The organism is Pseudomonas jessenii (genome assembly GCF_002236115.1).
Classification (GTDB): domain Bacteria; phylum Pseudomonadota; class Gammaproteobacteria; order Pseudomonadales; family Pseudomonadaceae; genus Aquipseudomonas; species Aquipseudomonas jessenii.
Map to the genome: position 1 here is coordinate 930,342 of NZ_NIWT01000002.1, position 18,933 is coordinate 949,274.

Genomic DNA, 18,933 nt, shown 5'->3' on the forward strand with positions numbered 1-18,933 from the left:
TTCGAGCTGCATGGAATGAGCCGCCATTTTCTGGCGGCTCATCCTATGACTCCGGCCTCTCTTTAGATCCGGGGGGAGCTATGTCTTTCGAATGGGAATGTGGATAGGTGAGCGTCCATGCCCACCTTCTCAGACAGCGGATTACTTGGCTCCCGTGGGCGAAGCTGGTGTCTGGTTGGCCAGGAAGTGTGCCGTGGCCCTGATCTCGTCCTCCGAGAGTGTGCTGGCCATGGCGTTCATGGCCTGGTTGGGGTCCTTGCGCTGCCCCTGTTTAAAGGCGGTGAGCTGGTCGATCAAGTATTGTTCGCCCTGGCCCGTAATGCGTGGAGCGAGCGGGCCACCCGACAGGCCCTCGCCATGGCAGGCGGCGCATCCCCTGGTTGCGACTGTGGCTTGTCCGCGTTGTTCCAGCGTTTCATCGCGGCTGGGGGCCTCTGTCCTTTCCGGCTGCTGACGCGCGAAATAGTCCGCCAGGAACTTCATTTGATCTGTAGTCAGATGTGCCGCGAGCGGGCTCATTTGCGGGCTGTGTCGACGCCCTTCGGCGAATGCGTGCAACTGGGCTTCGATGTATGGCGCGGATAGACCGGCCAGGGAAGCGTACTGCGCGTCACGGGTCTGGCCATTGGCGCCGTGACAAAGTGCGCAGGAATCCTGAATCTGTGGCCAAGCGCCGCCATTGGCCTCGTAGTTGGCATAATGCTGGTCGAGGGCGTCCATGAAGCGATAGCCCGCCACTATCTCCGGACCATATATCACGCTCGATACCGCCAGGGCCGCCACAGTTACGACCGCTCCAATCAAAAATGCTCGCTTCATCACACGTTCCTCCGACGTTGAACCAACGCCTGGAGCGCCTCGAGTGCTGCGCGGTGGCCGGCACGGATAGCACCATCCATCGAACTGGCCCAGAGATCGGCAGTTTCAGTGCCCGACCAGATCAGGCGGCCGACCGACGGTTTCAGGTACTGGCCCCATTTGGTCAGAAAACCGGGTGGTATCGACGCGACGCAGGTAAGGGTCCAGGGATCGACCTTGCCCCAGTCGTGGTCGTGGAACTGGATGGGGTGCAGCGCTTCGTCGACCATTGCTTGCGCATAGATGGCTGACAGGGCGCTTTGGGCGGCGTTGGCATCATGGGGCAGCTGGCCGCTTCTAACAAAGGCGCTGAGGACACCGACGCTGCCATCCGGAGGCGAGTTGTCATAGGACAGGATCAGAGGTCCGTCGGCTTGCGTGATCTGGCCGTTCAGGCCCTTGTCCCGCCAGAACGGACGCTCGTAGACATGTACGGTCTTGCGCACGGGGGCATGGGACGGCCAGAGACGCTGTAACTGTGCGCGCCCGCTGGGGAGGGGGGGATCGAAGCTGATCTGATTGCACAGGGCCGGGTGCAGCGCAGCGATGACCTGCCTGGCGCGAATGACGCCCTGGTCGGTATGCAGTTCGACCACATCTTGGTCCCAGCCGACGATCTTGCGCACCGGGCAGGACAATTTGACCTTGTCACCCAGTACCTCTGCCATCTTGATACTGAGGATCTGTGAGCCGCCGACGAAGCGAGTTTCCTGGGCGCCGCCCTTGAACCCCTCAAGTTTTTCCATGCTGCAATCCGCCGAATTGATGAGCGACAGGTAGTGCAACAGCGCCAGTACTGAGGGAGGGGTTCCTGTTGTCAGGCCTATGGAGGTATCGAAGCCAAGTTTGCTCTCATTGCTGACCCCCTGCTGCGCCAGCCATTCGCCGACCGACAGTTTGTCCAGGGCGGCTGCATCCTTCGCGGTCCATGGCTCCTTGCTGGGTACTCCCCGCGCAAGTTCATTCAGCTTCTCGACTATTGAGGCATTGGAGTTCTGACCTTTGGTCAGGTCCTGCTCGAATTTTGCGTCACCCACCAGGTAGACGTTTTTGCCCTGATACCAGGTCGGGAAGGTGTCGATCTCCAGTTCACGGGCCAAGTCGAAAATGGCTGTCTGGCCGGGACCGATCCACTCGCCACCGGCTTCCGACACAACGCCTTTGCCCAAGTCGTGGTTGTAGGTGCGCCCACCCACACGGTCCCGGGCTTCAAGGACGACGAAGGACTCGCAGCCAGCGCGGCGTAGGTCCCGCGCCGAAGTCAGGCCGGCAAGTCCTGCCCCGATGATGACTACGTCAAGGACGCCGTCCTGGACAGTATTCAGCTCCTGAGCTGTGGCTCTCCCGCTCAGTGCGATCCCTCCGATCAAGGTGGCGCTTCCAATCGCCTGAAGCAGCAAGCGTCGCTGGCGCGCCGGCAGCGACAATTCATCGTTATCTGAATCCATCTTCGCCTCTGTCATATCTATTGTATTTTTACATAACAGTTGTTGTGTAAAAATACAGCACATTTGAAACCGTGCAAAGCAGAATAGAAGGGCGTTTGATGTTGAGGAGGATGGAGTACAACGCAGGCCTTGCCACCCGTAGAGCGGGCGCGGGAAAAGGGCAGATATTCTGCGGGATAGGGTGATCAGATTAGGGCAGCCGGTGCCAATTATTGGGCATTGCAAGAAAGCGCGGTGTGCAACCCCAACCTAATGGTCTTGGAGACGTGCGCTGCCCGTGCAGGTCAACTCAGCAGCGCGCGTCAACTGTTTTACTTGGCAGCGGCCTTTCTTTTGGAAGGTGGTTTGTGCGGTTGGGGTGGAGTGATCAAGGTCATGAGGCCATCGAGAAGGGACTGACCTCGGCTCGAACCGAACCGTTCAGGTTCGATCGGCAACATCATCATCCATCCATCGCTGATCGCGCTGAGCTGATCGGCGAGCAACTCAGCGGGGATATCGTCGCGGATTATGCCTTGGCTTTGCCCTCTCTCCAGTACCGATGTAAACACCTGGCGAAACCGTGCATATCGTTGCTTGATGACACCGGCGAAAGCCGGTTCGTGCCTTGCGTAGCCAAGCAATTGGAGCCATGCGAGCCATGCGTTCGGCTCGTCGGTGTTCGTCCAGTCGAGCCATTGTTCGATGAGCGTCTTGATATCGATCCGCTCTTGGTTGTTCTCCAGCAAAGTGTCGATCTGATCGAACAGGCTTTGTGCAACAGCGGTGATCATCTCCTCCTTGTTTGCGAAGTAGTAGGTCACCGCTCCCGTCGTGCACCCGGCGTGTTGCGCTACTTTGCGCATCGAAGCTCCGGCATAGCCTTCGCGTGCGATCACTGCTATCGCCGCCGCCAGCAACTCGGCCCGTTTCGCGTTGTGGTCGCCTACGGGCCGACCCCGGCGGGAGACCGGTTCGGATTCGCTATCACTCGGTTGAGATCTGTTGTTCATAGGCGTCTGGGGGCGTGAATCTGGCATAGGAAAGGGGTAATTTCGCAGGCTCATTGATCGGAGTAACAGTTGCAGCGAAAAAGCTGCAACTTTCTATCAGCGGTTCAGCATATGGAATTTATTTGTAGAAAGCACCCTTGCAAGACTCGACGCAAAAGCTGATCCACTATGCCGGACCTCTCCCGAAGGGCGCATCAGCGGCCTTCGGGCAGCATGCGATGTGTCAGTCGTCCGCGCGGAAGATCACCGGAGCGATGTCGGTAAAGTTCGCCACATCACCGATAACCTCAGCGGTCCTGGGGGAGGTGAGCGCGGCATCGATTCCGGCCTGATTGTTGAAGCGCAGAATCACCAAGCCCGCGAGGGGCTGCGGACCGACAGCGGGGAACAGGACTTCCGCCGATTGCAGTCCAAATTCACCCCACGTGGAGCGCGCGAGCGGGATGTGGGTGGAAAGGTAGTACTCCCGGTCGAATCTCGCACCTTCGGTTAAGGGGTAGCTCACGATAAGGGTAGCCATGGGTAGTCCTTGCTCTTGTTGTGATGGGGCCGTGAGGGCGTCACGCGTGGGTCAGCAACCTGAAGCGCGATGTCTTTGTGAAATCAGGCTTCCCCACAGCCCGCGACCGCAACGGCGCGAATTTCCACGCGAAGCCCGGGAAGGGCCAGTTGCGAGATGCCAATGGCGGTCCAGGATGGGTAGCGGTCGGGAAAGTACTGGTGCTTGACCTGCATGAATGCGTGCGTGTCAGCTTGAAGCTCAGTATGAAATGTCATCAGCTCGACAACATCCGCCAGGGTCGCGCCCGCCGCCTCAAGGGCGAGTTTCAAGCCTTGGAAGGCTAGGTGCGCCTGCTCTTCAATACCATTGCCCGGTGTCATTGTGGCGTCGATTCCGACCTGGCCGGAAACCCAGATCATGTCCCCGACACGCGTCGCTTGCGGAAAGTGATAGTTATCGTAGAACACTTGGGATTGGGGAGGGGTGATGGTTTGCCGTTTCAGGTTCTGGGTACTCATTGCTTGATCTCCGATCCTACGAGCTGGCGGAAGGTGGGGTGACGGAAGGGTTCTCCCGGCTTCAAGGTCATCAATTCTTCGGTGAAGAGAACGCCTTCCTTCGGATAACCCGCGTCGCTGTGCTCCGGCAGGGGGGTGAAGGTTGCATCGTCACCAAAGAATCGGAAAACAAAGGTGTGTCGATCCGGGAAGGCTTCGTCGACCGGCGCTCCGCCGTGTAGCGAGCCGGGATGGAGCACGACCACATCCCCGGGCTCCGTTGCCCACGACAGAATTTCGTACGCATTGGGCGCCTGCTCGCGCTCTGCCTCGATATCGGGAAGGCGAGGCAACATGCCGCCTCCATGCAAGGGTTGGGTTGGGTCGTTCGGGTCGAGGAAGGTGGTTCCATCAAAACGCGTTCCGCGGTGTGAGCCCCGAATGATCTCCAATGCATTCTGCTTGGGAACGGATTCGAAGCTGATCCATGCATTGCCCCAATGCATGCCGGCCCAGGGCAAATAAGAGGTGTCCTGATGCCAGAGTGTGCGCGAACCGCGTCCGCCGGCTTTGAGGAATACTTCCTCGGCGAAATACCAGACGTTTTCGGAACCCCAGAGGTCTGCGAACAACTGGCCAAAGGGGAGGGAAGACACCAACTCCTCCAGGCGCTCCTTGGCGAGCGGATTGGCGTTGTCGACGTGCGATTGTTGCAAGGTCCCATCAAACATTCGAAACGCGTTGGGGCCGTGGTTCTCGACTGCCCAGTCATAGGCAGTCCGACACTGAGCTAGTTGCTCCTCGCTCAGAAGTTCTTTGATCAGGACTGCCCCATCTTCCAGGAATGCCTTGCGCAGAGAGTCTTGCATTGCGGCTTTCTCCCACGAAATTTTACTAAGGTGAGATTGATGCTAGCAGCTACGCTTATTTAGCGCAACACTTGTTATTATAATTTGGGCGTGGCACCGAATGTGCCAATTTTCTGGATGTGATGGCGCCGGCTATGGGCAGCTTTTCCCCTCAAAAAGGTGCCGATTCGCTGCCGTATCAATTAGGCCACTCGAACAATCGGCGAGGGTTATATGCGTGGCGCAAAGGGGGACGCTAGTAGAAGTAATAGACGTAAGCCTCTATCAGATTCGAGTCCTTGCCGCTTGAGAAGTACTGCTAGGCGCCGTCGTGGCCTATCACCGGCATTGCCAATATCGAGAAGGGCGGACAGGCTTGCCCGCATAAAATCTAATGAGTTCTTTTTGTTTTCTAACGACCGTCGAAGTAGAGCCTTGGTGGTTGAATGGACGAGAGTCGTCAAACGAGCTCAATAGTTTCCCCCAATGTCGTCGATGCACGATTGGCCAATCAGAGGCGAGTTTTGCCTGCCGCCACCGTCGGTTATTGGCCGCTTTCTGCCGGTCTTGAAGCCGAAATCAAGCTGAAGAACGTGCTCGGTGATGTTTGCGCCACTATGAGAACTCAACATCAAAGACACTAACTTAAGAAGGCGGTAAAGAGCCAGTCGCGGTATACGCGGGAAAAGACAACATCGACTCGTTTGGCGTGTGCTCGTAGGTCGAGGACAGCACTGCACTGAGTCGATCGCTCAGCAGGTTCCAGGCGTTTTTCTTCTCGTCGGCATAGTCGTGATGCAGGTAATGGCGCCTCACCCGAGAGCCGGCCAGCACATGGTTTTGGCAGCGATCGATGACATCCAGGCTAACGCCTAAGGCTTGCATCATGGTCGCCCCCGTGCGGCGCAAGTCATGCGGCGTCCAGTCACCGTTTTGGCCGTCGGCAAGCACCAGTGTATCGTCATGGCACCGTCTGGAGAGGGCCTTGCGGTTCTTGAACCGGGCCTGGCGATCACCCACCTGTTTGCTCACCACTTTCACGTCCACATGCCCGTCATCCTGCTTGTTCGGAAAGCACCACTGGGAGTCTCCCGTCAGGGTCTTGAGCTCCTGAAAGAAATGCAGGGCGAAGGGGGAGAGGAAGACATGGTGGTCCTGCTTCTTGCCCCGTGTGCCCTTGACGTTTTCACTGGGGAGGAACCAGGTCTGCTGGTCCAGATCGACATTTTTCCATTCGGCCTGCAGCAACTCGCCAATCCGGCATAGCGTGCCCAGGCTGATCCAGAGCGCAAGCTGTGTTTCCTTCTTTAGCGGTCGAATGCCTTCGTATTTTTGGCCCGCGGGGAGGGCGTCGTAATCGGCAGTCATTTGCTGGAAGCGGGTGTGCAATTCCAATAGCTCAGCCGGGGAAAGGATCCGGCTTCTTTCCGCTTCGTAGTCGGCAGGGATCAGGGGTGAGATGTCGACCAGCTCAGTCGGATCACCCTCAACCAGTAACGCCCGCCAAGGTTGGCGCTTTCTAGCCCAGCTGAACATCTGGGTGAGGTCGGCGAAGAAGCTGATGGCTTGACGGTGAGCGCCGCGGTTGACCACGGTGCGGATCAGCGCCCGAACATCGTGTTCCGAAACATTGTTCACCGCGGTCCTGCCAAGTGCCGGGAATAGGTCCTTGTTAAAACGGCGCTGCAACTCGGCATTGCCGTCTTTGCGCGCGACGCCATCCAACAGCCAGGCGCTGGCCAGATCCTGGACGGTCAGCGTTTGCACCTTCGTCGTTATTGCATGTTCGGCCTCTACGTTAGCTGCGGCGTATGCCTGTGCCTTGGCGGTTTTCTTCTGCTCGTTGGGATTGATCTGCTCATCGATGAGCGCCCTAGCCTGGTTGCGGGCCTTGCGGATGTCCGTCAGGGATTTGCGTGGCCAGGACCCGCAGGCGTATTCTTTGTTCTGGTCGCCCCACCGATAGCGATAGAAAAAGCTGACCGACACGCCGTCCTTACGCAGGGAAATTCGACCCGCGAGATTGCCATCCTCCCGGAGGATCCGGCCGGCATCATTGGCGGTCAGCGACTCGAGTTCTTTGATGGTGATTTTGGCCATGAAATGGACTCCCCCTACTTTTACCCCCACAAAAACGTCGGCTCTTGATGGACGTTACTGGACTCTCGTAGAGCAGAACACCGCTGGAGCTCAAGTAAATACTAGCTTAGAAAAATCCAGAGTGAAATTTCGGAGTCTTTCAAGAAGTATGAAAAAGGAGATGGGGTGCTAGGGGTAGAGTGTTCGAATCACTCCGTCCCGACCATATTTACTGAGTAATATCAGGCATTTAGGCCGATCATATAGATCGGCTTTTTTGTGCCTGCGCAAAACCTGCACAAAACTGGCGCAAAACTACCCGGTGATTTCGCTGATATTCAGGTCCGGAATTGCCTCGGACCAGACGATTTCCTCGTGGTCCCGCTGGTAGTTTTTGGTCATGCCTTCGCTCGCATGACCAGCGATTTTCTGTCCATCCTTTCCGGCTTTTTGTACAGGTGCAGCGACAGCGCGCGCACTTCGTGAAAGCCCGGCATCTCTTCTTCTTTCCATCCTGCGTAGCAGTTCGACGCCTCCCGGGCTTCTTTGAATGCTCGCGTCAAATACCTCTCTTCAACCTTCGTCCAGTGATCTTTGTGCTGCGCTTGTTTCTGTTTACGGCGTTCGGGCTGGCGCTCGCTGCGAGGGCGATTGCTGTCCTGATTTGCGGTCTTTTCAATTGCCATGGCTTCGATGTAGACGTCCGCCCACGGGTCGGGCTCAATCCGGTCGAAGCCAACGCTCTGTTTTCCTATGGGAAATTCTCGAACGTTCGGCCGGACAGTTTTGTTGAATACATCCCGGCACATTCCCAGGTAGCCAGGTGCATCCATGGCTCGGATAAAACGGGGAGGGACGGGCGCGACTTGGGCCGCGCTTCGATTGGACATAGGGATTCTTCGCCCGCCGTTCACCGGCAGGGTTTGTGGTTTAATGAGATACGTTCTTAAAGGAGTTGATGCTATGGAAAAGGCGTTTCGAAATCCGTTGTTTTTAACTGGGCTGCCTCTGGCGATCTGCGGCGTTGCTATCACCGCGCCCGGTCTTTGGATTCCTGGGTTGGTACTGATGATTGCAGGTTGGGCAAAGGGAAATAATCGACCCTGACTTTACCGTCGCGGCCCCTTGTAGATGAGCCAGAGCATGTAGAGCGGGGCTGCTATTGGTAAGAGGATCATGCCGCCACCCGCGCTGCCACGATCTCATCGATGAATCCCTGCGGACGTTTCGCAGTGAACTTTCCCTCCCTCTGGGGAACGGACACTATCGCCGACTTCGAGGGCGGCACTGACCTGATCAACCCTAGCGCCAGCGGATTGACCTTCGCGAATCTCACTGTTGGAGAACCATTAGGCGAGGCCGTCATAACCGTCACTGGCCAGTCGGGTGTGGGAAGCATCACCTTGACCGGCGTCCCACAGGCAGCCATCACCGAGGCGGACTTCGCCTTTATCTGAGTAATCAGCGCATGCTCACGCCGGGTGATGGCGTGAGCATGCCGAGGAAAAGGGGAGGTATTTCCTTGCTCCGAATGTGCTGTCGGGCGTGACTGGCCTGAGTCACACCGACGTCATCATCACCGCGAGCGTCATCTTGATGAATTCTCCATTTTTATCGATGGCCTTCAGGGCGAGTTGGTTTTCGCTGATCCTGAACAGCAGGGAAGGGAGCAGGTCAGTATTTGGCATCTGCTCTTCCTTCCATCTCGCGTAGCAATTTGCCGCTTCCCACCGGCAGGCTGTATGTGGATTAGTGGATTACGCTGTAAAGCAGGCAACGTGAGAACACAAACGGTCTCTCATCATGGATGGATCAAGATGAAACTGATTTTGGTTGTGCTTGTTGTTGGTCTGTTGGCTTGGAAGCTTTCCCCTCAATTACAGTCCTGGGCTGAGGCTCGGCTATCGAGTCCTCAAAGAATCTCCGTGGTCTTGACTGCGCCGAAGCCTGTTTCGGCTCCGGTCAAATGCGACGGACGCAAGTATTGCTCGCAGATGACGTCGTGCGCAGAGGCCAAAAATTTTCTGCGTAATTGCCCAGGAATGAAAATGGATGGCGACAACGACGGAGTACCCTGTGAGTCGCAGTGGTGCCGGTGACTATTCGCAGTGAACCGGCAGGCTAGTAAGTGGATCGTGGAAATCTGATGAAGGGCGTAGGGCACGCTTTGAAGGTGAGCTACGTTTTATTGGTTCACCTCGCCAGTTGCGTTACACGCACTCTCCCCGGAGGTGACTGGTGGCAGCGGTTGCGATGATCTATGCCTGAATTCCTATGTCACCCTGTGCAGCTTGTAACGCTCGCTCCTCGGTCAGCGGCGTTAAAGTTGGTTGCGCGTTGCTGGCATGCAAGTAAAGAAAGTAGTGCCCTGAATCGTCCAGCAATACCCGGCACAATTCTGATGGCCGAAAGTTGTTACCGATATAAATACTTTCCTTGAGGATCTCGAAAGATTTGATCCCATGCTGTCGCATAGTCGTTTCAAAGGCTTGGTAAAGACCCTCTCTGCGGCGTAGATTGTTTCGAGCATTTAGCTTGAAAAAAATCACCATCAGCACGGCATAGCTGATAAGGAGTATCACAAGGGCGCTAGTCCGCATGCGTGGAGCTCCATGTCCTCTCAATCGCTGTGCATCTCAGTTTAGGCGCGTTCCTGGTGGAGTTTAAGAGAAGGCAGGCCTACCGCAACAAGCGATAGGCAATGGGTTCGATGTAAGCCGACTGCAGGTCCCGCTCCGGGATCTCCCAGATGATTTGCTTTGGCGGCGTTTCTTTGAAGGCCGGGCTGTTGAGGTAGCTGTTGGCAGCGCCGGAGAATGCTCCACCGTCTTTGGCGAAGTTGCCTACGGGGGCTCCCAGCACCTGCTGCACAAACCCTGCGAAGTTGGAGTTGCGTGAGAATGAAGTGCCGATGAGCGCGGTGTTGGGGAGTTCGGCATCGCCAAAGAGGTCTGCCTCCGTGTCAGGGCTGGCGGCTGACGCAACGGGAAGTTCGTGGGTGCTGGTCTGGGCGACCATTTCGGGTGCGGGTTGCCATTTGAGCGGCAGCCAGTCGATGCCCGCCAGATGGACCAGATCGCCAGGTCGCACCGCGAGCGGGGCATGACTTTCGTTGAACGACCTGCGTGGCGTTGCGCTGATGCCCAGGGGCTTCAGTCGCTGCGCGATAGCCTCGGCCGCCGCCTTCGCGCCGGGCTCGCTCCAGTGCGTATCGGTGCGCAACCAGGCACTGGCCCCCAGTGGCGTCAGCGCACCGGTGAGGTCCAGATTCGCCACGCCAGCCACATCCAGCTTCGAGGTCCAGGCCTGGATGCGCCCTTCGTGAGTGGCTGGGCGGTGCAGTGCGCAACGCTGCCCGGAAGCGATGCGGCTCTTGTCTGGAACGATGACCACCAGCAGGCTGATGCCACGTTGGGAGAGCTGCTGCTTCAGATCAATCACTGCCTGGACTTTGGCATCGGCATTGCGCTGTGCTTGATGATTGACCTTGAGCTCATCGGCCAAAAACAACCAGTCAGGACAACCCGAGCGAACCCTTGGCCCGCTGTCACTGAGCAGGAGCCAGCTGACACCGCGCTCCAGCTCGGCGAAGGTCGTGGGGAGTTGAGCGTTCGACAGTTCCCTGGCGATCCGATGAGTGATATCGCCGTCAAAAAGCTGCGGGGTCAGCACTTTATCGGGCAACAGCGAGATCTGCCCTGAGACGATCAGACGGCCAGAGGACAGCAGCCCGATGAACAGAAATATCAGCAACGCCACGCCTGCCAGCCGACTGCTGCGTGTCGCCAGCTCATCTGGCTGAGTGGGTGGCGGGGTGTGCTTTGGGGTCGTCATCAGAATTGGAAGTACAGGAAGGGTACGGTTTCGCGACTGGCGATCAGTGCGAACGACAGCATGAAACCGGCGATGGGCCAAAGGGCAGCGGCGTAAAACGCAATGCCGCCCAGTCGTTTCTCACAGTAAGGGCGCAGCAGTGGTGCGATGACACCGAACACACCCAGCAAGCCTGCAAGGCCGTGTACCGGGCGCAGGGTCACGGACAGTTCATCACCGAGGGCGATGCCCTGCAGGCCGAACTGCCCGGCATACAGACTCAACGCGCTATGAAAGTCGGGGGCGCGGAACAGTGTCCAGGCCAGGCACACAAACAGTAGAGTCAGGCCATGGGACAGCACCGGCGGTACAGAGGGCAGGGTGGAACGGCTCCAGGCACGATCAACGCATAACGCGAGGCCATGGGCGCAGCCCCACAACAGGTAGTTCCAGCTGTCGCCACCGTGCCAGAGGCCGGCGATGGCCATGATCAGGAACAGGTTGCGGTAGGTTTTCCAGGTGCCGTTGCGATTGCCACCCAGCGGAATGTACAGATAGTCACGTAACCAGCTGGACAGCGACAGGTGCCAGCGGCGCCAGAAGTCCTGGATGCTGTTGGCCAGATACGGACGGTCGAAGTTCTCGGGAAAGTGAAACCCCAGCATCAGGCCCAGCCCAATGGCCATGGCACTGTAGCCGGCGAAGTCGAAGAACAGTTGCAAGGAATAGGCAAGGCAGCCTATCCAGGCGTCAGAGAAACTTGGGTTCTGCACATTGAACGCCACATCGACCACGGGCGACAGGGTGTCGGCCACCAGCACCTTCATGCTCATCCCGACCATGAACCTGCGCGCACCCAGCGAGAAATTCTGCAGGTTGAAACAACGTTGATTCAGCTCGCGCCGAACCCAGTCATAGCGAATGATGGGGCCGGCGACCGAATGGCCGAACATCGAAATATAGGTGGCGTAGTTAATGAAGCTGCGTTCGACCGGCACGGTACGGCGATGCACATCCACCAGATAGGAAATCGCCTGCAATACGATAAACGACAGCCCGGCCGGCATGATGACCCGCTGCCAGTCCAGGGGCATGGCGCCGTACCAGGTGGCGGCATCGATCAAGGTGCCGGCGACGATGTTGGCGTACTTGTACCAGCACAGCACCGCCGTGTTGAGCACGATCAGCGTTGCGAGTAGCCGTACGCGGCCCTTGCTTTCTTCCCGTAAGGCGTCAATCAGCAAGCCGCCGACCCACGCCGTGATTGTCAGCGCCACATGCACCGCGAGGAACTGTGGGCTCAACCAGCCATAGAACAGCCAGCTGCCGATCAGTAGCGTGACGTTGCGCCAGGCGGTTGGGCACACTGCATAGGCACACAGGAACAGCGGCAGGAACAACGTCAGAAACTCGAGAGAAGCAAAAACCATGGTGGTGGCGCGATCCGATCAGTGGGCCAGGACGTCAGTCGCGAGCAACAGGTAAGGGCCATTTGCGCCAGGCAGCAGCACGACGCTGTAGCGCTCGCCGGCCTTGAGCTGGCCCAGGTCAAGCGGGGCACCGACGTTGGTTTGGGCGCAGACCAATTGAACCGACAGGTTGACCGGGTTGATCGCTCGGCGTTGCACGCTGCCGTCGGCCACCTCCTTGAACAGGTCGGTGTTCTTCCCCGCAGCGCGCAACCCGGCCTGGGTGCACGCAGGATCGGCGCTGATAAACGCCAGCGAGGCCCTCAGGCTATTGAAGTCGTCGGGTTGCTCACGGATGACGACCTGGCGGATACCTTGTGCGCTGTCCGGCAAGGCGATCACGCTGGCGAATTCGCCTGCCGCCACCTGGATGTCCAGCGGCTGGCTATTGCCGTTGCGTTCCAGGGTGCCCTTGATCGGCTGGTTGGCGGGCACGGGCAAGTAGTCGGACACAGCATGGGTGCCTTCGAGTTTGAGGCTAGCCCGCGAGCCTTCAGCCAGCAGTTGCAGTGGGCGGTCGGCGGCGTTGATAAAGCGCAGGAAGGCCGAGTCCTGATCCGGGCCCGTCGGGTACAGGGCAATGTCGGCAGCCTCGGCGTGCAGGCTCAGCATCAAGGGCGCGAACAGTGCCCAGCTGAATGCGGATCGGGTCATTTACCGGCTCCTGTGCTGCTGATGCGGTCAGCGGGCAGTTTGGCCACGGCATCACCGATCGCATTGCCCCAGGATTGATAACCGGCGACGGTGAAGTGCTGGCCGTCGGTGGTGATCCACTGTCCGGGTTTGGAAAACGTCAGCGAATCGATGTAGGTGCAAGGCGCCACGTTCGCGGCCAGAAACTGCGACATCAACTGGGTGCGGGCATCATTCTTCTGGTACATGCCACCGGCTTTGCCCCAGGCCGGGCCCACCCAGGCGCAGCGAGTCCCGGTGGCCGCGATGGCCTTGGCCAGGCCGGTGACGCTTTGCCATGCCCAGGCCTTCGGAAACACCGGCTTGTCATAGGACGCCATGGTGTCGCCGATGACCAGTACCACCAGGTCGGGCTTGTCGGCGGCGATCAGGTCCTGGATCGGTGTGGTAGTGGCGTCACGGCCCTTGATCACGATCTTGTCGTTGCCTTTGCGCTCGGCACCGCAGTCGACCTTCTTGCTGATCAGCCAGTCGCCGGCGCTGGCGCCGCAGGCACCGATGGAGTGGACCTGGGCGCCTTGGCGCGTCAGGTTGTCGTGCAGCGGCTCCAGCAAATGGTCCGCAAGGCTCATGTGGCTCTCCCCAAGGACAAGGAGAGTCAGACCGGCAAGGGCAGAAGTGGGCATCGAAAGCTCCAGAATGATCAGTTGGAATAAGGCGAGGTATACGGGCTGACCGGCAGGCTCATGGGGCCGTTGATCTCCTCGAACTGGTAGCGCAAGGACAGGGCACCGCTGATTTGTTGGTAGTCGCGGGCGTTGTCCAGGCCCAGATTGGCGCCCAGCAGGAAGTTCGAAGCGACCTTGTATTCAGCCGCCGCCGCGACGCTGTAGCCGATCCCGGTTTTATTTTGCCCGGCGTAGCGCAGGCCCGAGGCCGCCTGCAGGGCTTTGTCGGTCGGGAAATAGTCGACGCTGTCCTGCTCGAAATGCTGCACGCCGACCGAACCCTTGACTTGATACGTCAAGCGCCCGGTGCGTTGTGCCCAGGTCACCGGCACGCCCAGGGCGAAGAACGTCTGCGGGCTGAAATAGCCGCCGTGGCCGTAGGTGAAATAGTCCTGGTTGTTGGCGTAGCTGATGCCGGTCATGCTCAGGCCGACGGTCAGTTTGCTGTCCGTTGCGTTTTGCAGGTACCAGTACACACCGCTGCCCAGTTCACTACGGCTGTTGGACTCGACATGGTTGCCCAATAACTGGTGCCAGGAGGCGTAGCCATATACGCCGACTTCGTTGTCGTCGAAGCTCAACTGGCCGCGCCCGCCATTGGCGGTCACTCCGCCCCAGGACTGCCCGCTGCGTTTGTCCGTGGTGCCGGCAAACGAGGTGACGCTGTCAGTCACCGGACGCCGGGAAACGCTCACGCCGTAACGGACATTAGAGGTGTCGCTGATGGGGCGATCAACGCTGATGCCGCCGGTGGCTGTGCTGTATTTGAAGCCGAGGGGGGTGGTGCCGAGATCGGCTTTGAGCCCGTCCGCGGGCCGTTGAATGGCGACGGAAAGGCCGACGCCCTCGGCTTTTTGCGAACCGACGCTGCCGCTCTGCGCACCATTGCCAAAACGCGACAACGCCTCGCTGTTGGCACTGCCGGCGTTCAGCGAGACCGGCGTCACGCGCAGGGCGACGCGGCTTTCATCCAGCGGAATATTGATTTCCAGCGGTGTTTCAATGTCGGTCAGTTTGCTCAGTCCCGACTCACTGTCGTTGCTACGAATGCTCACGCCCTGGGTGACGTAGGCACTGCGCTCCTGGAGGATTTTATTCAGTGCCAGTTGTGCGGGACTGATGTCCTCGCTCACCAATGCTGCGCGTGGCAGCTGCGACTCGAATGGATTGCTCGCCTGCTGCGGCCTTGGCGGGGCATCGACGCCGAAAGGGGTGTGGGACGTCATGCGGCCCGGCATCTCTTGAACCGGTGGCGGGATGGCTGCCAGTAAAGTGTCGCGACTGACTTCGTTACGTGAGCCCGACACCCCGGCAAAAGGGTTGGGCGCCACCGTCGAACCGGCCAGTTGGCCGCCCTGGCTTCTGCGTTTCTCGCTCTGTTCGATGGCCACGGCCTTGCGCAGCAGATCGGTGGCCGTGCCGGTTTTGCCCATGTTCTGGTAGAGACGTGCGGCCTCGGTCAGCGTTTGAGGGTTACCGGATTCGGTCTTGAGCAGCTGTTGCAGCGCCTGTTCGGCAAAGGCCGTGTCATGTGCCAGCACCGCCGCGTCGGCAGCACCCAGCAGCAGTTGCGGGTCGTTTGGTTGGCGCTGTAACAGCGGTTTGTAGAGTTCGAGGGCTTTTGCCGTGTCGCCATTGGCCGAGTACATCCGCGCCAGGGCCGCGACGGCAGCGCTGTCACCGGGACGTTGTGCCAGTGCGGGCGCCAGCGTGTCATAGGCATTGGCCAGATCGCCGCGTTCACGCAGTTGGTCAGCCTGGCGGATGCGATAGAGGTAGAGCAGGTCGTCGAAACGCTTGCGAGCCGGCGCGTTCAAGGGCCTGTTCTGAAGATCGCGCAGAATCTCGTTGACCTGGGCATCTTCTCCGGATTTAAGCAGGACGGTGGCGTATTGCAGGATGAAATCCGCCGAGGGCGCCGTGGTGTGTTGCAACTGGCCGCGCATGAGGGTCAGTGCGCGAGTCGGTTCGCCGATGTCGACATAGGCCGAAGCCAGGCTCGCTGTGCGATCCGGACTGTTGTTGGTCATCGGCTGAATACGATCGAGCAAGGTCAGGGCTTCCTGGCGCTGTCCGCGTTTGCCCAACTCTATCGCCTGGCTGAGTTGCAGGTTGAGGCTGACATCAGCGGCCAGCGCTTGCATGTCCGGGGTGCGCTGGTCGGGGCGCAAGCGTCCCAACGTTGTCTGTGCGGCTTTCCACTCACCCATCTGGACCGACAGCAAGGCGCTGACGTAAAGCGCATCGGCATTGTCGGGATGGGCCTGGAGCATGGCGTTGATCAGGTCCCGGGCCTTTTGCGGTTCGCCCATCGCCAGGTTCAGGCGGGCCAGGGCGAAACGCGTCCAGATGTTGTCCGGTTCGTAGCGCAACGCGTCTTGCAAGGCGTTGCGCGCTGCGGGCAGGTCGTTGCGTTGTTCGGCGAGGGCGGCCAGTTGCGTCGCACGCAAGGCTTTCAGACGTGCGGACTGGCCGATCTTTGCCTGCCCGGTGGCGGGCAGGCTGTTGATCAGTTGCAGCGCTTCATCGTTCTTGCCGCTCTTGAGCAGCACGTTGACCAGCCCTTCCTGTGCTCGAGGGTCGTCGCGGCGCAGGTTCAATACCTGGCGATAGTTGCCCTGAGCGTCATCGAACTGACCCGCGCTGGCCTGAATATCCGCCAGGGCGAGGCGAGCGTCGACCCCGTTCGGAGTCAGGCGCAGCGCCTGGTTTACCAGGGCCTGTGCCTGGGCTGACTGGCCTTTGGCCTGGGCGTCCCCAGCCTGCTGCAACGCAGACCAGTAGCGCACTTCGTTCAGTGCGGCTTGCCACTGGCTGCCGTCAGGTTGTCGCGTGGCCTGAACCAGGAGCTTTTCCGCTTCGGCCAGTCGGCGTTGCTGCTGGCGAACAACCCCAAGACCGCCCAGCGCGTCGGCATCATCGGGTTGGGTTTTCAAGCGCGCTTGAAAAGCCTGTTCGGCGGTAGCCTGATCGCCTGCCTTGAGCGCCTTCAGGCCGCGCGCGACGTCGGCGGGCGGTTGCCATCCCTTACTGGCCGTCGTTGCTACTACCTGTTGCTTGCCCTTGTCCATCTGCGCCCGAATTTCCACGTCATCCGGATGCGTCTTGAGGTACGCCTCGAACAACGGCACTTGTGCCGGATTGGGTGGACCGATCCAGGTCAGCGCCAGGCGCCAGCTTTCGTCGGCATCACCGGCAATGTCGGTACGCTGGGTCAGCGCGGCCAGGGCGCGGATACCTTCGGCACGGCTGTCTTCATGGCGCACCAGATGCTTGGCGTAAAACAGCGCGACGATCGAGTCATTGGGCATTTCTCGTTGCAGGCGCTGAAATCCGCTGCGTGCTTCAGGCCAGTCAGCCTGATTGAAGGCAAGGTTGTTGTAATACTCGCGGCCGATCGTGCCTTGAGGCGGACGGCCATCGAACAGCGAGCGAAACTCGGCGGTCGCCTTGTCACGCTCACCGGCATCGACGAGGCGCCGAGCCTCTTCCAGGCGCTGCTGGCTCTGCGGTTGTGCCAGGGCGATGTCCTGCGCCAATTGCAGTGCCTGCCGAGGCGCTGGCTCGATGGCTTGCAAGCGGGCCAGGTATTGCTGCGCCTGTTGTGGCTTGCCCTGTTGCACGCCGATCAAGCCCAGGCCATACAGTGCGTCAACCTGGACCGGGTCCAGCAGCAGGACTTTCAGCCAGACTTCCGCAGCGCGTTGAGGGTTTTTGTGCAACTGCCAGTACTGCCCTTGCTCGACGAGTAATGTCTGTGGCGTCGGACTTTGAGCGTGGGCAGCAGCAGCCGTCCATGCGCTCATGGCGGCGATGGCTAGCGTGCGGTGGTGCGCGTGCATGCGGTCTCCCAGGAGAGTTTCAGCGTTCCGTCTTCCCGGAATCGGTAATGTTTATCTGCCCAGCCGAGCGCGAACAGGCTGAGCATCAAGTCGTAGTAACGCGGCGGACCGACGTCGGCATCAGGCCTGGCCAGTGCCTCGCGCAAGGCGAGTTCCACGCGGTGTCGCTGCTGATCGGCCAACCCGGGTTGCCCCTTGGCCTGAAGGTAGGGAATCAGCGCAGCCCGGAATCCGAACGGGCTCTGACCCCGGGCACTGCCGTGGCGAACCTCGACCGTTTCCGGTGGGGAACCCGTCGCGACAGTGCTGCGGGCCATGCCGTCCAGCCGTTTGAGCAGCAGCGCTGCCAGCGGCTCGGAGGTATCACTCATGCCCAGCCAGAGATACACCCGAATGGCGTCGTAGCTGCCCGTATCGCCGTTGATCGGGTCGCTGACGAAAACACCCGATTGCGCTGAAGTGCCTTGATAACCGACCCAGTCCGCGACGAAGCCGTGGCGGCTGGATTGGGCGATCATCGTCGCGGTGTTGTGGGCGATCGCTTGCCAGGGCCCGGACGGTGCTTCCTTGGCCAGCCGCCGTAACAGCGGCAATGGCAGGTAGCTGGGGTTCAGGCGCCAGAGAGCGTCCGGCTGGACGAAACCCTGTGGTCCAGGTAATACCATCGGGCCCAGCCCGGGCAGCTTGACGACCAATTGCTCCTCGATCGTCGCCATCAGGTGCAGGGCGTCTCGGTGATAGTCCGGCCGATCCCACAGGCGTGCGGCTTCGAGCAGGGCGTAGGCGATCCACAGGTCGGCGTCGGCGGCCGAATTGGAGTCTTGCAGGCGCCACTGACCGTCCGTGCCTTGCCCCCATAACCAGCCCGGCAGGCGTGTGGCGATGTCTGCGCCGGCGAGGTTGGCCGAGGTCCAGCGCCAGAGCGTGTCGAAGCGTGGCTGATCGTTGCCGATCAGTGCGAAGAGCATGCCGTAGGACTGCCCTTCAGAGGTGCTGTGATTGTTCTTCAGGCTCGATTCCAGAACCCGGCCGTCGTCCTGGACGAAGCGCGTTGCGTAGGTTTGCCACAGTGGCCAGGCTGGCGACTCGCAGGATTTTGCGGCTGCTGTTGCCGGCGCCAGCACGGCAAGCGCAAGCACAGCGCTCAACCTGCGCGCGTTACCGCGCAGGCCCTGGCGAAGTGAAGCACCCCGGCTGCTCATGGACGACACAGGCCTGCGCGGC

Annotated in this window: 18 protein-coding genes and 1 pseudogene; 3 read left to right on the plus strand and 16 right to left on the minus strand. The window is 59.7% G+C overall.

Features of this window, described 5'->3' with window-relative positions; genetic code table 11:
- Positions 1-141: 141 nt before the first annotated feature.
- From PSJE_RS08990 to PSJE_RS31435, 8 genes and pseudogenes are all read right to left on the minus strand, one after another.
- The gene (locus tag PSJE_RS08990) at positions 142-819 is read right to left on the minus strand and encodes a c-type cytochrome (protein WP_090454638.1); all 678 of its coding nucleotides are present in this window, start codon (positions 817-819) and stop codon (positions 142-144) included.
- Positions 819-2,306 carry a flavin monoamine oxidase family protein gene (locus tag PSJE_RS08995; protein WP_090454640.1) on the minus strand — a complete coding sequence of 496 codons (1,488 nt, stop codon included), beginning with the start codon at positions 2,304-2,306 and terminating at the stop codon, positions 819-821. Before PSJE_RS08995 ends, PSJE_RS08990 begins: the two co-directional genes overlap by 1 nt.
- Positions 2,307-2,617: 311 nt before the next feature.
- Positions 2,618-3,325 carry a TetR/AcrR family transcriptional regulator gene (locus PSJE_RS09000; RefSeq protein WP_090454642.1) on the minus strand — a complete coding sequence of 236 codons (708 nt, stop codon included), beginning with the start codon at positions 3,323-3,325 and terminating at the stop codon, positions 2,618-2,620.
- Between the two features lie 196 nt (positions 3,326-3,521).
- Positions 3,522-3,818: an EthD family reductase gene (locus tag PSJE_RS09005; RefSeq protein WP_090454644.1), complete on the minus strand. Its 297-nt coding sequence runs from the start codon at positions 3,816-3,818 to the stop codon at positions 3,522-3,524.
- Positions 3,819-3,901: 83 nt separating this feature from the next.
- Entirely contained in the window at positions 3,902-4,318 is a 417-nt protein-coding gene (locus PSJE_RS09010; protein WP_090454646.1) for a RidA family protein, read from the minus strand.
- Complete coding sequence (locus PSJE_RS09015; protein ID WP_090454648.1) at positions 4,315-5,166, minus strand: phytanoyl-CoA dioxygenase family protein; 852 nt, start codon at positions 5,164-5,166, stop codon at positions 4,315-4,317. Before PSJE_RS09015 ends, PSJE_RS09010 begins: the two co-directional genes overlap by 4 nt.
- 624 nt (positions 5,167-5,790) lie before the next feature.
- Entirely contained in the window at positions 5,791-7,245 is a 1,455-nt protein-coding gene (locus PSJE_RS09020; protein ID WP_090454650.1) for a tyrosine-type recombinase/integrase, read from the minus strand.
- Between the two features lie 294 nt (positions 7,246-7,539).
- Positions 7,540-7,859: pseudogene (locus PSJE_RS31435) on the minus strand (site-specific integrase); the annotation flags it as partial.
- Positions 7,860-8,187: 328 nt separating this feature from the next.
- Here PSJE_RS31435 and PSJE_RS31280 point away from each other — a divergent pair.
- Entirely contained in the window at positions 8,188-8,331 is a 144-nt protein-coding gene (locus PSJE_RS31280) for a hypothetical protein (protein ID WP_167362857.1), read from the plus strand.
- 101 nt (positions 8,332-8,432) lie between these two features.
- The gene (locus PSJE_RS09030) at positions 8,433-8,681 is read left to right on the plus strand and encodes a hypothetical protein (protein ID WP_224795408.1); all 249 of its coding nucleotides are present in this window, start codon (positions 8,433-8,435) and stop codon (positions 8,679-8,681) included.
- A gap of 102 nt (positions 8,682-8,783) precedes the next feature.
- Here the strand turns inward: PSJE_RS09030 and PSJE_RS31930 are convergent, their stop codons facing one another.
- Positions 8,784-8,912, minus strand: a complete 129-nt coding sequence (locus tag PSJE_RS31930) for a hypothetical protein (RefSeq protein ID WP_256353585.1) — start codon at positions 8,910-8,912, stop codon at positions 8,784-8,786.
- A 129-nt stretch (positions 8,913-9,041) separates the two neighbouring features.
- Between PSJE_RS31930 and PSJE_RS09035 the strand changes: the two genes are divergently transcribed.
- Positions 9,042-9,323 carry an excalibur calcium-binding domain-containing protein gene (locus PSJE_RS09035; protein ID WP_090454652.1) on the plus strand — a complete coding sequence of 94 codons (282 nt, stop codon included), beginning with the start codon at positions 9,042-9,044 and terminating at the stop codon, positions 9,321-9,323.
- Positions 9,324-9,482: 159 nt separating this feature from the next.
- Here the strand turns inward: PSJE_RS09035 and PSJE_RS09040 are convergent, their stop codons facing one another.
- The 7 genes from PSJE_RS09040 to bcsZ all read right to left on the minus strand — a co-directional run bounded on the left by PSJE_RS09040 (position 9,483) and on the right by bcsZ (position 18,911).
- Positions 9,483-9,824 (minus strand): hypothetical protein, encoded by a 342-nt coding sequence (locus PSJE_RS09040; RefSeq protein WP_090454654.1) that lies wholly within the window; start codon positions 9,822-9,824, stop codon positions 9,483-9,485.
- A 79-nt stretch (positions 9,825-9,903) separates the two neighbouring features.
- The gene (locus tag PSJE_RS09045; RefSeq protein WP_090454656.1) at positions 9,904-11,058 is read right to left on the minus strand and encodes an alginate O-acetyltransferase AlgX-related protein; all 1,155 of its coding nucleotides are present in this window, start codon (positions 11,056-11,058) and stop codon (positions 9,904-9,906) included.
- Entirely contained in the window at positions 11,058-12,467 is a 1,410-nt protein-coding gene (locus tag PSJE_RS09050) for an MBOAT family O-acyltransferase (RefSeq protein WP_090454657.1), read from the minus strand. Before PSJE_RS09050 ends, PSJE_RS09045 begins: the two co-directional genes overlap by 1 nt.
- Positions 12,468-12,485: 18 nt before the next feature.
- The gene (locus PSJE_RS09055; protein ID WP_090454659.1) at positions 12,486-13,160 is read right to left on the minus strand and encodes an alginate O-acetyltransferase AlgF; all 675 of its coding nucleotides are present in this window, start codon (positions 13,158-13,160) and stop codon (positions 12,486-12,488) included.
- Entirely contained in the window at positions 13,157-13,825 is a 669-nt protein-coding gene (locus PSJE_RS09060) for an SGNH/GDSL hydrolase family protein (protein WP_057715532.1), read from the minus strand. Before PSJE_RS09060 ends, PSJE_RS09055 begins: the two co-directional genes overlap by 4 nt.
- Before the next feature lie 17 nt (positions 13,826-13,842).
- Positions 13,843-17,709: a cellulose biosynthesis protein BcsC gene (locus tag PSJE_RS09065; RefSeq protein ID WP_090454661.1), complete on the minus strand. Its 3,867-nt coding sequence runs from the start codon at positions 17,707-17,709 to the stop codon at positions 13,843-13,845.
- Positions 17,685-18,911, minus strand: coding sequence for a cellulose synthase complex periplasmic endoglucanase BcsZ (gene bcsZ / locus PSJE_RS09070; RefSeq protein ID WP_090454662.1), 1,227 nt, complete (start codon positions 18,909-18,911; stop codon positions 17,685-17,687). Before bcsZ ends, PSJE_RS09065 begins: the two co-directional genes overlap by 25 nt.
- Positions 18,912-18,933: the final 22 nt, after the last annotated feature.